General features: G+C 58.5%; 13 protein-coding genes. 4 read left to right on the top strand and 9 right to left on the bottom strand.

The annotated features are described in order from the left end of the window. Positions 1–15: 15 nt before the first annotated feature. The 7 genes from GY33_RS0115330 to GY33_RS0115300 all read right to left on the bottom strand — a co-directional run bounded on the left by GY33_RS0115330 (position 16) and on the right by GY33_RS0115300 (position 7157). Entirely contained in the window at positions 16–795 is a 780-nt protein-coding gene (locus GY33_RS0115330; protein ID WP_031388176.1) for a fumarylacetoacetate hydrolase family protein, read from the bottom strand. A 28-nt stretch (positions 796–823) separates the two neighbouring features. Further along, positions 824–2482, bottom strand: coding sequence for a ribonuclease J (locus GY33_RS0115325; protein ID WP_031388175.1), 1659 nt, complete (start codon positions 2480–2482; stop codon positions 824–826). Next, on the bottom strand, positions 2458–3183 hold the full coding sequence (locus GY33_RS0115320) for a lysophospholipid acyltransferase family protein (RefSeq protein ID WP_035272408.1): 726 nt from the start codon (positions 3181–3183) through the stop codon (positions 2458–2460). The genes GY33_RS0115325 and GY33_RS0115320 overlap by 25 nt, the downstream gene beginning before the upstream one ends. 67 nt (positions 3184–3250) lie before the next feature. Continuing rightward, complete coding sequence (locus GY33_RS0115315; RefSeq protein ID WP_031388173.1) at positions 3251–4420, bottom strand: GNAT family N-acetyltransferase; 1170 nt, start codon at positions 4418–4420, stop codon at positions 3251–3253. Next, positions 4420–4779, bottom strand: a complete 360-nt coding sequence (locus GY33_RS0115310; protein ID WP_235185538.1) for an AzlD family protein — start codon at positions 4777–4779, stop codon at positions 4420–4422. Before GY33_RS0115310 ends, GY33_RS0115315 begins: the two co-directional genes overlap by 1 nt. Further along, on the bottom strand, positions 4769–5488 hold the full coding sequence (locus GY33_RS0115305; RefSeq protein ID WP_031388171.1) for an AzlC family ABC transporter permease: 720 nt from the start codon (positions 5486–5488) through the stop codon (positions 4769–4771). Before GY33_RS0115305 ends, GY33_RS0115310 begins: the two co-directional genes overlap by 11 nt. 13 nt (positions 5489–5501) lie before the next feature. Further along, the gene (locus GY33_RS0115300) at positions 5502–7157 is read right to left on the bottom strand and encodes a hypothetical protein (RefSeq protein WP_031388170.1); all 1656 of its coding nucleotides are present in this window, start codon (positions 7155–7157) and stop codon (positions 5502–5504) included. Between the two features lie 92 nt (positions 7158–7249). Between GY33_RS0115300 and GY33_RS0115295 the strand changes: the two genes are divergently transcribed. Beyond that, a complete protein-coding gene (locus GY33_RS0115295) occupies positions 7250–8104 on the top strand; it encodes a TatD family hydrolase (protein ID WP_031388169.1) in 855 nt (284 codons plus the stop codon). A 149-nt stretch (positions 8105–8253) separates the two neighbouring features. Here GY33_RS0115295 and GY33_RS0115290 read toward each other — a convergent pair whose 3' ends face one another. Further along, a complete protein-coding gene (locus GY33_RS0115290) occupies positions 8254–8727 on the bottom strand; it encodes a hypothetical protein (RefSeq protein ID WP_152555214.1) in 474 nt (157 codons plus the stop codon). 41 nt (positions 8728–8768) lie between these two features. After that, a complete protein-coding gene (locus tag GY33_RS21365) occupies positions 8769–8981 on the bottom strand; it encodes a DUF4911 domain-containing protein (protein WP_051822696.1) in 213 nt (70 codons plus the stop codon). 436 nt (positions 8982–9417) lie between these two features. Here GY33_RS21365 and GY33_RS0115280 point away from each other — a divergent pair, with 436 nt between their 5' ends. The 3 genes from GY33_RS0115280 to GY33_RS0115270 are packed head-to-tail and all read left to right on the top strand — an operon-like array spanning position 9418 to position 13513. Then, positions 9418–11109, top strand: a complete 1692-nt coding sequence (locus GY33_RS0115280; RefSeq protein WP_161788488.1) for a flagellar hook-length control protein FliK — start codon at positions 9418–9420, stop codon at positions 11107–11109. A 30-nt stretch (positions 11110–11139) separates the two neighbouring features. Next, positions 11140–11961 (top strand): flagellar hook assembly protein FlgD, encoded by an 822-nt coding sequence (locus GY33_RS0115275; RefSeq protein ID WP_084185210.1) that lies wholly within the window; start codon positions 11140–11142, stop codon positions 11959–11961. A 58-nt stretch (positions 11962–12019) separates the two neighbouring features. Continuing rightward, on the top strand, positions 12020–13513 hold the full coding sequence (locus GY33_RS0115270) for a flagellar hook protein FlgE (RefSeq protein ID WP_031388164.1): 1494 nt from the start codon (positions 12020–12022) through the stop codon (positions 13511–13513). The last annotated feature ends 252 nt before the right edge of the window (positions 13514–13765 follow it).

Genomic DNA, 13765 nt, shown 5'->3' with positions numbered 1-13765 from the left:
CCTACCCGATCAAAATTATTGAAGGACCGTAAATTCCGAATCCTGGGACTGTTCCGCCGTCACGGTGTTGGTCAGCAAGGCCACCTCGGAGATTTCCACCTGAACTTCATCGCCCGGACGCATCGGTCCGATCCCAGGCGGCGTTCCGGTCAGGATCACGTCTCCCGGCAGCAGGGTCATCACGCTGGAGGCGAAGCTGAGCAGCTCCCAGGCGCTGAAGATCATGTCGCCGGTACTTCCTTCCTGGCGAACCTCGCCGTTGACCCGGGTGATCAGGGTCAACGCGGCCGGATCCGGCACCTCGGTCTCGATCCAGGGCCCGATGGGCCCAAATGTGTCGAAACCCTTGGCCCGGCCGTACAGTCCGTCCTTGGTTTGCAGATCCCGGGCCGTGACGTCGTTGGCGCAAGTGTAGCCGAAAATATACTCCGAGGCCTCGGCCACGCCGACTCGACGGCACGGCTTGCCGATGACCACGGCCAACTCGCCTTCATAGTCCACCCGTGAGGATTGCAACGGCAGCACGATGGACTGCCACGCCCCGATGATCGAGGACGGCGGCTTGAAGAACAACACCGGTTCCTCGGGCACGGTTTTTCCCATTTCCTCGGCATGGGCATGGTAGTTCAAGGCCGCGCAGATGATCTTGCTGGGCGCGACCGGAGGCAGCAAGGCCACCTGGTCCAGGGGGATGGGATCGTTCAAGCCCATGTCCTTGTTCAGGCACAGCACATGGTCCGGCTCCAGGGTGGCGTAAAACGTCTTTCCCGCATACTGCACTCGCACGACACGCATAAAAAACTCCCGTTTTTGGGTTCGTCCCTCACACTCCCACCACCACCGGCAAAACCACGGGGTCGCGGTGCAGGACCTTGCGGAAAAAGTTGCGCAGGACCACGCGAATGCGTTCCGCGTTTTTTTTGGGTGAAGCCTTGGGATTGGACTCGAACACATCCAGGATCAGGCACTTGGAATCGTCCAGGACGTGCTCGAACTGCTGCTCGAAGACAAACCCCTTGGTGATCAGTTCCGGCCCGACCAGAATATGTCCCGTCTCCTGGTCAATAACCACGTGCACCACCACCAGGCCTTCCTCGGCCAGCAGTTTGCGCTCCTTGAGCACGCTGACGCCCACGTCGCCGACGCCCTTGCCGTCCACCAGGGTTGAATCCGCCCGAATGCGATCCTCAAAACGGATACCGCGCTCGAAAAACGTCAACGGCTGTCCGTTGTCCAAGACAATGGCTCGCTCCGGAGCAACTCCGCACTCCCTGGCGAGTTGACAGTGCTTGACCAAATGGCGGTATTCCCCGTGAACGGGCACGAAGAATTTTGGCTTGACCGTGTTCAACATGGTGGCCAATTCAACCCGGTGAGCATGGCCCGAGGCGTGGATGCCCTGGACCTTTTCGTAAAGAACTTCCGCACCCAGACGGTACAGATTGTTTATCAACCGTGAAATGGCCTTGGTGTTGCCCGGAATGATCCGTGAGGACATCAGGACCAAGTCCCCCTGGCGGATGCTGATCTGGCGGTGTTCTCCCTGGGCGATTCGGCTGAGCACGGACAGGGGTTCGCCCTGGGAGCCGGTGACCAGCAGAACCAGTTGGTCGTCGCGAAAATCATCAATATCGTCCAGAGAACAAATGGCGTCAGAAGCCAAGCGCAGATATCCAAGGTCCTTGGCCAGGGCAATATTGTTCAGCAGGCTACGGCCGCTGACCGCGACCTTCCTTCCGGTCAGGGCCGCCAGGTCGAAAACCTCCTGCATACGCTGGATATGGCTGGAAAACAGGGTGATGACGACCCGGCCCTCGGCCTGTCGGAAAACCCGTTCCAGTGCGCCCTTGATCTCCAGTTCGGTCAGGGTCACCCCCTCCCGCTCGATGTTCGTGGAGTCGGAAAGCAGCAGATGCACACCGGGTTCGGAAAATTTGGCAAAGGCCTCCAGGTCGGTGAACTGATCGTCCATGGGCGTGGGATCAATCTTGAAGTCGCCGCTGTGTACGATCCGCCCCACGGGGCTTTCAATGCCCAGGCCATAACCATTGATGATGGAGTGACAGACCTGGAAGAAATGCACGGTGAACGGCCCCAACTCCACGGAGTCGTTGGTGTTCACCCGGCGAAAATCCACGTATCTGTTCAGGTTGTGCTCACGCAGCTTGTTCTCCAGCAAGGCCAGAGTGAACTCGGAACTGAACACCGGAGCGTCGACGTAGGGCAACAGCCAGGGCAAGGCTCCGATATGGTCCTCGTGGCCGTGGGTCAGGACGATGCCCCGCAGCTTGTCCTTCCGGGCCAGGATTGTTTCGAAGCGAGGGATTAGAACGTCCACGCCGTAATGAAAGTCACTGGGAAACATCAGTCCGCAATCGATGATGATCATGCCGTCGGCGGACTCCAGCAGCATGCAGTTCATCCCTATCTCACCCAACCCTCCCAGCGGGGTCAGGGTCACGGACGTTTCTTGTCCAACCATTCGTCAGTCTCCTTGGAGTGCTCGTGCATGATTTTCCATATATCCTCTTTGAGTCGATCACGCTCCTTGAGCGTGTAGGCGCCTTTTATGTCATGAGCGGGAAATATCCGAACCGCGACGGAACCCGGCCGGATGCGCCATGAGTCTTTGGGGAGCACGGCGTAGGTTCCGGAGATCAACACCGGCACCACCGGGCGTCCGCTTTTGATGGCCAGGATCATGGGGCCGATTTTGAAGTCCCCGAGTTGCTTGAAGCGGGATCCTTCGGGAAAAATAAGGATGGAGGCGTGCTCGGATTTGGCGATGGCTTCCTGAATGCTCTTGATTCCGCGGCGGGGATTCTCCCGGTCGATGCCGATATACCCGATCCGGGACATGGCCTGGCCGAAAAAGGGGATGCGGAAAAGGCTTTGCTTGGCCACGAACCGGAACTGATGCCCTCTCAGGGCCACCAGCAACACCGGAATGTCGAACCAGCTCTGGTGATTGACCATCAGGATGTACTTTCCGTCCGGATCAAAATCTCCGTGATCCACTTGCACCCTGACCCCGGCCAGTCGGCAAACCAGCCCGCCCCAGAAAATGCTGATCCGGTTTGAAAGGTTTCCGCTACGGTCGAAAAAAGAAGCGATAATGACGACGATCGCGAAGAAAATGGTCAGCGGAACAAAGAAAAGATAGAACGGAATGATGGACAACATGCAGCGCCTTCTCCTAATCTGTTATGATCAAAATGTAAACGCGGCCACTGGATTACAATGCCCCCCATCACCCCCGCCGCTTGTAGGGCAGGATGCTGTTCAGAGCGGCTATGTCCCGCATTTCCATTTGGTTGTACTCCGAAATGGTGGACTCCATCACTCCGTGCAGCCGGGGATCGAAAAACTTGTGCAGGCTGTAATTCGGCGCGGAGACGAATCCGCGCAGCGCCTTGTGCACTCCGCCCATGCCCGGATCAAAGAGCCGGAGTCCGTGCCGGATCATCCATTCCATGGGCTTGTAGTAGCACAGCTCGAAATGTAGAAACTCCTCTTCCCGCCACGTGCCCCAATACCGCCCGTAGAGCCGGTCTCCGTCCGTGATGAGCAGCGACATAGCCATAGGGATCGATTCATCCGGTTCAAAGGCCGCGATGAGCAGCAGGTTGTCGCGAAAGGTGTTCCTGAGTCCCTGAAAAAAGGTCGGGGTCAGAAACTTGCAGCTCCACTGCCCGAACCGCTCGTTGTGCCGGGCGTACAGCTCGTACATCAGAGCGAAATACGACTCCGGAATTTCCCGACCCAACAGGCATCGAGTGGTGATTCCGCGCCGAGCCAGACGTTCGCGCTCCCGACGGACGTTGCGCCGCTGGTTGGCCTTCAGCCCGCCCAGATACTCGTCAAAGGAGGTGAACCCAGGATTCAGCCAGACGAAACCCTGATGCACCCAGACCTTGTAGTCCAGGCTTTCGGGAATCCGTCCCCAGTGGGTGGTTACGAAATGAAACCCGCACCCGGACACCCCGCGTCGTCGACAAAAGTTCTCGATTTCCAGAATCATGGCCGCGCTCAATTTAGCCTGATTCACGTGCTCGGCCACCAGAAATCGGTAGGCCGTGACCGGACTGAACGGACTCATGCCCACCAGTTTGGGGTAGTAGCGCACCCGCATGCTTGCCGCCAGATGGGCCCAGGCATGATCAAAGACGAACTCCCCGTCGCTGTGGGCCTTGAGGTACAGCGGCGCGGCCCCGACCATCCGTCCCTGATCATGAATCGTCAGGTGACACGGCTGCCAGCCGCTCCCGGAGCCGACGCTGCCGGAGGCTTCCAGCAGATGCAGCCATTCCCAGCGCAAAAACGGCACATCCCGACCGGAGCACAGCCTGTTCCAGCCATCGGGATCAATGTCGGCAATGGCGTCATGCCAGGTCGCGGTCAGGGTGGGGATGGTGGTCATTATATAACTCCCCGCAACACGATCACGGCCAGGACCCCGGCGAACAGGGCGGCGATCAGGTTGCGGGTCAGGATGGCCACCAGGGCCGTGATTCCCGCGGCGGCCCGTTCCGCCGGGCCGCCTTGAACCAGGTTGGGCACGACGATGGCCACCAGGATCGAGGCCGGGACATGCCGGAGAAAAGCCTCCACTCGCGGCGTGGGCGAGACCCGGCTGATCAGGAACAGTCCAGCCGCCCGGGTGAGGTAGGTCGCCGCGGCCATGCCCAGCAGAACCCAGAACACGCCTCCGAACATCCCCTCCATCGCCATCGGCCCGGAAACGCCCGTCAAAGCCGCGAGGGTGAGATCAGCGTCCATGTCGCCATGCTCCGTACAGACCCCCGGCCAGACCGCCGCAAAGGATGTACCATTTACCCGGGAGCATGGCCCAGCCCAGCCAAGCCGCGGCGGCGGCCACCAGCCAGACCGGCAGGTCCTGGCGTCCTTTCCAGAAAAAAATCAGCAGGCTGATGAACACGGCGGTGAAGGCGAAGTCCAGGCCCCAACGGGCCGGGTCGCTCATGGCCGTTCCGAGGAAAAATCCGCTGGATGCGCCCAGAATCGTGGCCGAGAACCAGAACACGTAGATGCACAGCCCCGCACCGAGCAGAAACGCCGCGTCCCGTCCGCCGGAACCCATTTCCCGCATGGACAGGGCCCAGGACTCGTCGGTCATGAAGAACAACGTACCATAGGCCTTCCACGGGGGAAGAGCGATCAGCCAATCCCTGAGGGCCGCGCCCATGAGCACGTGGCGCAGATTGACGATGAACGTGGTCAGCACGATCCCCAAAAACGGCAGGGTCGGCCCCCAGAACTCCAGCACCATAAGCTGGGACGCCCCGGCAAAGGTCGACAGGCTCATGGCCCCGGCCTGCGCCGTGCTCATCCCGGTCTGCACGGCCAGGATGCCGAAGACCAAGCCATAGGCGAACACGCTGAGGCCCAGGGGCAGACAGTTTTGAAAACCGCGCCGGACCCCGGAAAGCGTGAATGTAATCGGTTGTGACGAGGAAATGGGGGACATAAACAGCGGACGCTCACATGTCCTTGGCCAGAACCTTGCGACAGGCCAAAGCAAAGTCCTCGGGATAGTGGCCGACGATGCACCGGGCCTGGGCCTCGCTGAATCCGCCGGGGGCATAGGGAAGTTTGGGCAGAAAGGCGTACAACAGCCGCTGGTCCGGGTCGCCGGAGTCCAGACGCCGGGAATACTCGATGCTGGTGACCATCCGCGCGCCCAGACCTTCCAGGGCCCGCTGGGCCGTGAGCATGGCCCGGTCCAGAGCCGCGCGACAGGCCGCGTCCGCTTCCAGCACGTTGCCCACCGTGCCAAGCGGCATCAATTGCAGCTCAAACCCGGAAGCCTGGGCCTTGGGAACGAAGAGCAGCACCTGATCGTCTTCATGGACCACCAGATCCGCCTCTCCCGGGCGACCGTCGGTGCGTCGATTGGCGCGGATGGCCCGCAGGTAGTCCGTGAACAGCCCCTGACCGGTGTCGGCCCGATAGCGCTCCACGGCGTCGGCCACGAGATCGCCGCAGGCAAAGGGCCGAAACGCGCTCTTCGCTGACGACCAACAGGTCGGCAACGCTCCTGGAATCAGGGCGTATTGCTGATGCACCTGCTGGTGGGACGCATGGAGTCGGTAGCCGCTGGGCGCGAAGTCGAACCCGAAGTTCCAGCCCCAAAGCGTGGCGGTATAAGCCGGCTCCTCGCCGCAAGCAGCGGCCCGGCGAATGTGGTCCAGGGTCGTGATACGCAGTTCCTCCAGCTCTTCAGCGGCCAACCGCCGACGCCGGGGCGTGGCCAGGCCGCACAGTTCCGCCAGCCGGATGTAGGTTCGCTGATAATACAGGTGACGCAGGCCAAGTATGTCCTCCACGTCGAGTTCACGAATTCCGTACCGCACGGCATCGTGGGCCATGTTCGCGGCGAAGTGGCCCCAGGGAATGTAGCTGTTACGGCGCAGATACTCGAATACGTGCGTGCGCCCGTCCGGGCCGAAGCGAAAGTCCCCCACCACCTCGCTGCCCCCCTGAACACCGGGCCGCAGAACCATGGCCACCTTGTAGGCGTCCGGCAGTCGAGGATTATTCACCACGGCTTCGAACAGATCGTGGCGATGAATCACGGGGCGGATACGACCATCCGCGTCCTTTGTGTAGCGCAACCCCGTGGGCACGGCTCCTGAAGGGTCATCCGCATCGTCAAATAGCAGATCGCAGGACAGGGCCGCGATGATTCGCAGATCGTCAGGGTCCGTGGACGCGACGGCCACGGCCAGGAGCACGGATTCGGGCAGGACGGCGAAGAGCGCGGCTTTGTCCGCTGATGGAGTCGTGTATTCCGTGGCACCGAAGATGGTATCCAGCGCACGGTGCATGGACGTGCTCTCCGGCGCGGGAAGTGTGATGGAAAGCGGATCGAGGGCCTTGGCGTCGGCCCAGGAGGAATCGACGTAGGTCGTGCCCCGGAATGGAAAGGCGTTGGGGATTTCGTAGATTTCGGAGGCTCGGTCCACCTGGACGTCTCCGGCGGGAAAATTGCGCTGGTTATCCATCTCCTTCCCGGTTTCCGTCCGACCCAGGGCCTCAAGATGGTCCTCGGCCCGCAAGTTGGCCACTGTGTAGGAAGGTCGGTGGACGCCGAAATGGAATCGGCCTTCAGGGGTAATGCAGGAGCGTAGGGTCATCGCTATGCTGGCTGATGGTGGTTAAGGGTTGGCGGCGCGTGACAAACCAACGCCGCCTGCCGTAGGTTCTCCGCCCGGAGGAGAAGCACCATATGTCGTCAAAAAAAAACATCCCCTTGCCGGAGACGTTCGGCCTGCCCCCCGTGGGCGTGGAAACTCATGCTCACCTGGACTTTCCGGACTTCGCCGAGGATCTGGACAATGTCATGGACCGGGCCAGGGCGGCGGGAGTGGCCTGGTTCGGCAACATCTTTCTGTCACCTGAAGCGTACCGGACCCATCAGCCGCGATTGTCCGCCATTGCCGGGATGTTCTTTACCCTGGGCATCCACCCGCACGAGGCAACCACGGTCACGCCGGACGTTCTGGCGGACATGGCCGCGCTGTTCGCCCAAAATCAGGGTAAGGACAAGGGACTCCGCGCTCTGGGCGAAATCGGACTCGACTTTTATTGGGACCGCAGCCCCAGGGATGTCCAGGTCCGGGCGTTCCAGGACCAGTTGAGCCTGGCCAGGGAGCTGGACTTGCCCGTAATCGTCCACAGCCGAGAGGCTGAGCCGGAAACCCTGGCCATCCTGTTGGACATGGGCTTCAAAGACCGTCCCCTGCTCTGGCATTGTTTCGGCCAGGGCCGGGAACTGGCGGAAGACGTCCTGGCTCATGGCTGGCACATCTCCATCCCCGGACCGGTCACCTTTCCCAAAAGCACGACCCTGCGCCAAGTAATCCCCCACATTCCACTATCCCGGATGGTCCTGGAAACGGACTGCCCGTTCCTGACCCCGCACCCCTTTCGGGGGAAACGCAACGAACCGGCCTATCTCTGCTATACGGCCCAGGCCGTCGCCGAACTGCGCGGCCAGCCGATTCAGGATGTCTGGAAGGCCTGCGGGGAAACGGCCAGAGCGTTTTTCAATCTGAAGGCAACTGCTCAGTTCGTCCAATAAATCGACTGGATACCCGCCTTCGCGGGTATGACTGGTTGGGAGGCGGCATGACAAACCAAGTCATTCCCGCGCAGGCGGGAATCCAGAGTCGGAAATGGGCGCAACTCAGGATGTGCTGAATAGTTACCCTGCACGAATGAGACCGGGGATCAGTCCGTCCTCATTCCAGCGGGCAGGGGCTTGTCCGCCCGGCCCAAAAACGTGATCCGTCGGATATTCTCAGCCTTGATCTTCAATTTACCCCAATCCGTCAATCCATAGAACGCCAAGTCCGGCTCAATCATGAATTCTCTGGTGGTTTGATTCCGAAACAAAACCCTGGCCAGGACACGGTCGTCCTGGAGATACATCCGGGCTTCCAGAATTTCCGCGAAATCCAGACTGATGTCCGCCTTCCCCGCTGTAACCGGAAGCATGGTCAGGCCGCTCATGGAAAAATCGCGCAAGGCGAAGGAGACGTCGGCGGCGTCCACCAGTTCCACCAGAAAAGAGCGTTCCGGCTTGGGAATCTTGGTGACCACATCCGAGTCGCCGAGTCCGCCCATCCCCAGATTCAACCAAGCCGCGACGAGCAGCACGACCATCCATGGGGTCACTGCATGACGACGTCGTTCATTATCCATCCTGTTCCTCCGTACCCTTTCGTGATTCCTTCCGCCCTTCCTCACTCACCCCGGAACGTAACCACCTCTCGAAACGTTAATTGATGGTGCGCCGTCTCCAGAAACTCCCGAACTTCCCGCTCCCGGCCCGGGGCGAAGACCAGCTTGACCACCGCCGTATGCGGGCTCACCGTACTCTGATAGGCCAGATTGTCCTCGGCCTCCAGAAGAAACTTCAGCAAGGAGATGCCGTCCGGGGCGAGCTGCAGATACATGCGGCTCGAATACCGCGGAAGTGCCTGACAGTTCGCCTGAATTACTTTTTGAGGGGGCTTCCGCCGAGAAGTCGCCCGTGCCGTGGACATGGCCTTGTCTCCTATCGCAACAGGCCGTCGCGGACAAGGGCGACTTGACGAGCCTGAACACCTCCGAAAACGAAGAAATTGGAACGACTCTTGAAACATACGCGGGCAAGGAGAAAAGACCATGCAGATTTTTCCCTCTTTCTCAGCCCAATCCAATACCTCGACCGACTCGGGATTTGCCCTGGACGCACCGCTGTTCAACCTTGGAAACGAAAATTTCAATGACGTGTTCGGGGCCTTTCTTCGCGATAGGCGAAACGATGCTCCCTTCCATCCTCCTTTGCCGAATTCAACACATTCGGAATATTTTCGAAACGACGATTGGCGAGACGATCCTGAGCCCCCCATGTCCGTTCACAAAGATCCTCCGCTTTCTTCCCGCGAAATGGACCAACCCGTAAACAGGGAAGATTTTGCCGCGTTGCGCCGCAAGCTTGAAAAGATGGGCGTGGACGAGGAGAGCTTGGATCGACTCGAGGACCTTTTCGATTCCGATGAGGCTGTCACTTGGCGACAAGTCCTCGAAGTTTTGCGTGAACCACTCAAGCTCACCCCGGAGCAGGAAAAGAATCTGATAAGTCTACTGGAAAAAATCGGCTTCACTCCGGACGATGCCCTGAGTCTGGCTCAGGATATTCAGGACAACAAACTGGATGCGGTCTTCAAACGCGTCGCGGAATTGCTTTCCAATCTGACGGGCGAAGAGAGATTCGCCTTTACGCCGTCGGAAATCCAGGCCTTGCTGCAAGCCCTGGGTCTTCGAGGTGGCAACAACGCCTCCGGAACCGCTGATTCATCCCTGGGAAAATTCTTTGGATTGAGTGAGGAGAGCTTCAAGAACGTGGACCCGAAATCCGTGGACACCATGCGGGCCATTGCCGAGGCCATGAAAAAAGCCGGTATGGAAATGACCCCGGAACTGCGCTCCGTGGTGCACAAGGCCCTCCGGGAAAACGCCGATGTGCTGCAACGTGTCGCGGATGCCGCGGGCAAGGGTGAACTGAAGCTGACCCCGGAAACCCTGGCCGCGTTCCAAAACGCCCTGAAACAGAACGGTGGCGGATCGTCTCCGAATATTGATCAAATTATCCAGCAAGCCACGGATAAAGAGCTGACTCCGGAAGAACTGAAAAAAATCCTCAGCATGATCAAGGAGGCCGCGGAGGGAACGGATCAGAACAAAACCCGATTGCTGGCGGAAATCCAAAGGCTTCTGGCCTCATCTGAAAATCGGGATCTCCGAATGCAGGCCGCGGACAACGGCCCCAACGCCCAGCGGATGTCCATGTCCGAAGCCTTGAACGCACTCAGGACCGCGGCCTCGGAAGGCGACGGCAAAAACAACGCCAACCAGGGAAAACCTTGGCAAAATCCCAATGCCCCAAATAGTGCCAACCAGTCCGCCCAGGGCTGGGAATCCTTCTGGAACAAGGTCAGCGTCCAGGGCAGCGGCGAGGCATCCGGAAGCCTGCTCAAGGACGCCGGGCCCGACTCCCGATCTATCATGGGCCAGACCACCGCGGCCAACAATACCGAGGCCGCGGCCCGCAAAGTCCTGGCCAACGCCCCGGCTCCGCACCGGGCCGTTTTGAATCAGGTCCACTCCGGTCTGCTCCAGAACATGGGCCAGGGCCGCCAACAACTGACCTTGCAGCTGCACCCGGCGGACCTGGGCAGTCTGACCGTGAACCTGAGAGTGGTGGGCAAGGAAGTCCAGGCCGTGCTCCGCGCGGAAAACCAGGAAGCCCGCCAGATCATCGCCGAGAACATCCCCCTGCTCCGCCAGTCTCTGGAATCCCAGGGCCTGCGGGTCTCGCGCCTGGAAGTCTCGACCCAGTTGCAGGACCAGAACCAGTTCACCCAGCTTTGGCAAGGTTCTGATGGCCAAAAATTTCAGGAACAGGGCGCCAATACCCAATGGGCTGCTCTGGGACGAGGCCTGCTGAAAAACAACGGCGCCGGAGGCCAGGACGCCTCGGAACAGGCATCAGTTTTGCAAAATCCATCTCGAGAAGGCGGCATCAACCTGATCGCCTAGCAAAATTTTCCTCTTTCCGGGAGAAAGATCATGTCGACAAGCCCTTACGTCACCCCGCACACCAGTAATCTGGTCGGCCGAGCAGAGCGAGACTTCGCTCCACCGGACCCGAGGACAGGCGATAAAAGCGGACTGGACAGAGACGCCTTTTTGCGCCTGTTGACCACGCAGCTTGCTCACCAAGACCCTCTCAATCCTCTGGATGACAAGGAATTCGTCGCTCAATTGGCTCAATTCTCCAGCTTGGAACAGCTCAGCAACATCTCCGAGTCCATTGAGAGCTTCAAGGATTCGTTTGCCCGCCAGGAAACGCTGAACGCGGTCAATTTCATCGGCAAGAAAATCCAAGCGGAAGGGAGAAGCATCAGCAAGGACGGAGACTCCGTCAGCTCCTTCACCTATTCCCTGCCGGACATTGCTGAAAAACTGCACATGAACATCTTCGACTCCTTCGGAAACATCGTCCGAACCATCACCCTGCCTGAACGAATGCCCGGCGAGCACGAGTTTGTCTGGGATGGCCGGGATCACTCCGGCAATCCGCTGCCCGACGGGGTGTACAGCATTTACATGGCCGCTGAAGGCAAAAATGGTGAGCCATTGATGATCTCCACCAAAACAAGCGGGGTGGTGTCAGCGGTGGTCAGCGAGGATGGCCAAACCTTCCTGCGCCTTCAGGACGGACGAAGAGTCAACATCATGGACGTTAAGGAAGTCGTCGGGACAGGGGCGACGCAAAGCAACGCGCTGGCATCAGAACTCCAGAATATTACAGGAAATCTGGCGAACCTTAACGGACTGTTCGGCGGATCTTCCTCCACCGAAGACCTTTTGAACAGTCTGACCCAGTAATTCATTTCCCCCCCTCGCCTCTTAAGGGCGCGAGCGGGCTATACAAAGGAGCACAATCATGAGTCTCACCGCGTCAATGTGGACGGGAGTCAGCGGCCTCAAGGGGCATGGCAGTAAAATGGGGGTGATCGGCAACAACATCGCCAATGTGAGTACCGTCGGGTTCAAAGGTTCTCGCATGCACTTTGAAGACTTCATGAGCCAGTATGTCAGCGTGGCCAACGGTGTGGGGCAGGTTGGGCGAGGGGTCGCGGTCGGCGCCGTCCTGGGGGACTTCAGCCAGGGCTCCCTTGAAACCACCAATGAATCCACCGACGTGGCCATCACCGGCAATGGTTTCTTTACCGTCAGTCCTCCTGGGGACGACATAAATTACTACACCCGAGCCGGAAACTTCCGCTTTGACCAGAACGGATTTCTCGTCGATCCTCATGGGTATAGGGTTCAAGGCTGGCAAGTCGCCAGAGATACAGTCGATCCATTGGTCGATGCCGTTGATGGTGATGGTATTGGTGCTCGACGCGTCAATATTCAGGGCGTCCCCAGAGACATTCAGTTAGACAACTTTCAATCTCCTCCATCACCGACATCCACTATCAACGCCGTGGTCAACCTCGACTCCGCCGCCAGATCCAGTGTCGACGATCTCGAAGCGGCATGGCTCGCTGACCCAGGTAACTTGGGGAATAACCAGTATGAGTATCCAGCAACAATGAAAATTTACGATGCAAATGGCGGCGCTCATACTGTGACGGTATACTTTGATAAAAGGCCGAATGATGATCCGGATGTCATCGATAACGAGCCAAATACGATATGGCAGTTTATTGTAACGATTCCACCTGAAGAAGATCAAGAAAATGGCACTGGATTATTAATGACAGGAGATCTTCTGTTTAATCCTGCTGGAGAGATTATCGATATGCGAGCAAACCCAACTCTCCAGACAGAAGATGGAAATGGCGATCCATATTTTATTTCACGAAATGGCTATCCAACATTTGCTGTAAATTTTCTTGGAGAACCTCAAAATATTGAATTCACACTTGGAACAAGATTCGTTGGAGATATCGCGGCTTACGCTCCAGGGGCTTTTGCGGGAGATATTGCTGATTGGGAAAGAAGTGCTCTCTCCACGACAGCTTACAACAACGCATCAACAACATTATATCAAACACAAAACGGCTACACCGCTGGTTTTTTGCAGAACATTTCCATCAACCGGGAAGGAGTTCTGACCGGACGTTACTCCAATGGGCAAGTCATTGATCTGTATGCACTCACCATTAACAACTTCAATAACGTCTGGGGGTTGAACCGCGAAGGCGGTAACCTGTTCGCGGAAACGGGCTCATCGGGGCCTCCATTAACGGGAATTGCCGGTACCGGAAACTTGGGGACTGTTTCCTCCAATACCCTGGAACTCTCCAACGTGGACCTGGCCACGGAATTCGTGAAGATGATCAGCACCCAGAAAGGCTTCCAGGCCAACAGCAAGACCATCACCACCGTCGACACGATGCTAGATGAAGTGATTCGGATGAAGAGATAGCGGGTTGCCGAAACGGCAGGCTGAACAGGCCGGGAGCGAGATGCTTCCGGCCTGTTTGTTTTGGTGAGGCGATCCGAGGCAAAGTGGAAATCGAGAAGACCGAAAAAAGCCCCTGGAGGATATCCTCCAGGGGGTCCATCGTTATCTGATTTGTCACGTAGGGGCGCACCTGTGTGTGCGCCCATTACTGTTTGGGGCCCATTACGGACTGGGACACAATGAAATCGGCAGGGTATCGTTCACCCGCAAGGG

Origin of the sequence: Desulfonatronum thiodismutans (genome assembly GCF_000717475.1) — a bacterium.
Taxonomy (GTDB): domain Bacteria; phylum Desulfobacterota; class Desulfovibrionia; order Desulfovibrionales; family Desulfonatronaceae; genus Desulfonatronum; species Desulfonatronum thiodismutans.
Note: the sequence above shows the minus strand (reverse complement) of the source record. Positions and strands in the feature narration are given on the sequence as shown.

What these genes read in the sequence shown, in the direction of transcription:
- GY33_RS0115330 (WP_031388176.1), bottom strand. Translation starts at nt 795, where the DNA reads ATGCGTGTCGTGCGAGTGCAGTATGCGGGAAAGACGTTTTACGCCACC.
- GY33_RS0115325 (WP_031388175.1), bottom strand. Translation starts at nt 2,482, where the DNA reads ATGGTTGGACAAGAAACGTCCGTGACCCTGACCCCGCTGGGAGGGTTG.
- GY33_RS0115320 (WP_035272408.1), bottom strand. Translation starts at nt 3,183, where the DNA reads ATGTTGTCCATCATTCCGTTCTATCTTTTCTTTGTTCCGCTGACCATT.
- GY33_RS0115315 (WP_031388173.1), bottom strand. Translation starts at nt 4,420, where the DNA reads ATGACCACCATCCCCACCCTGACCGCGACCTGGCATGACGCCATTGCC.
- GY33_RS0115310 (WP_235185538.1), bottom strand. Translation starts at nt 4,779, where the DNA reads ATGGACGCTGATCTCACCCTCGCGGCTTTGACGGGCGTTTCCGGGCCG.
- GY33_RS0115305 (WP_031388171.1), bottom strand. Translation starts at nt 5,488, where the DNA reads ATGTCCCCCATTTCCTCGTCACAACCGATTACATTCACGCTTTCCGGG.
- GY33_RS0115300 (WP_031388170.1), bottom strand. Translation starts at nt 7,157, where the DNA reads ATGACCCTACGCTCCTGCATTACCCCTGAAGGCCGATTCCATTTCGGC.
- GY33_RS0115295 (WP_031388169.1), top strand. Translation starts at nt 7,250, where the DNA reads ATGTCGTCAAAAAAAAACATCCCCTTGCCGGAGACGTTCGGCCTGCCC.
- GY33_RS0115290 (WP_152555214.1), bottom strand. Translation starts at nt 8,727, where the DNA reads ATGGATAATGAACGACGTCGTCATGCAGTGACCCCATGGATGGTCGTG.
- GY33_RS21365 (WP_051822696.1), bottom strand. Translation starts at nt 8,981, where the DNA reads ATGTATCTGCAGCTCGCCCCGGACGGCATCTCCTTGCTGAAGTTTCTT.
- GY33_RS0115280 (WP_161788488.1), top strand. Translation starts at nt 9,418, where the DNA reads ATGTCCGTTCACAAAGATCCTCCGCTTTCTTCCCGCGAAATGGACCAA.
- GY33_RS0115275 (WP_084185210.1), top strand. Translation starts at nt 11,140, where the DNA reads ATGTCGACAAGCCCTTACGTCACCCCGCACACCAGTAATCTGGTCGGC.
- GY33_RS0115270 (WP_031388164.1), top strand. Translation starts at nt 12,020, where the DNA reads ATGAGTCTCACCGCGTCAATGTGGACGGGAGTCAGCGGCCTCAAGGGG.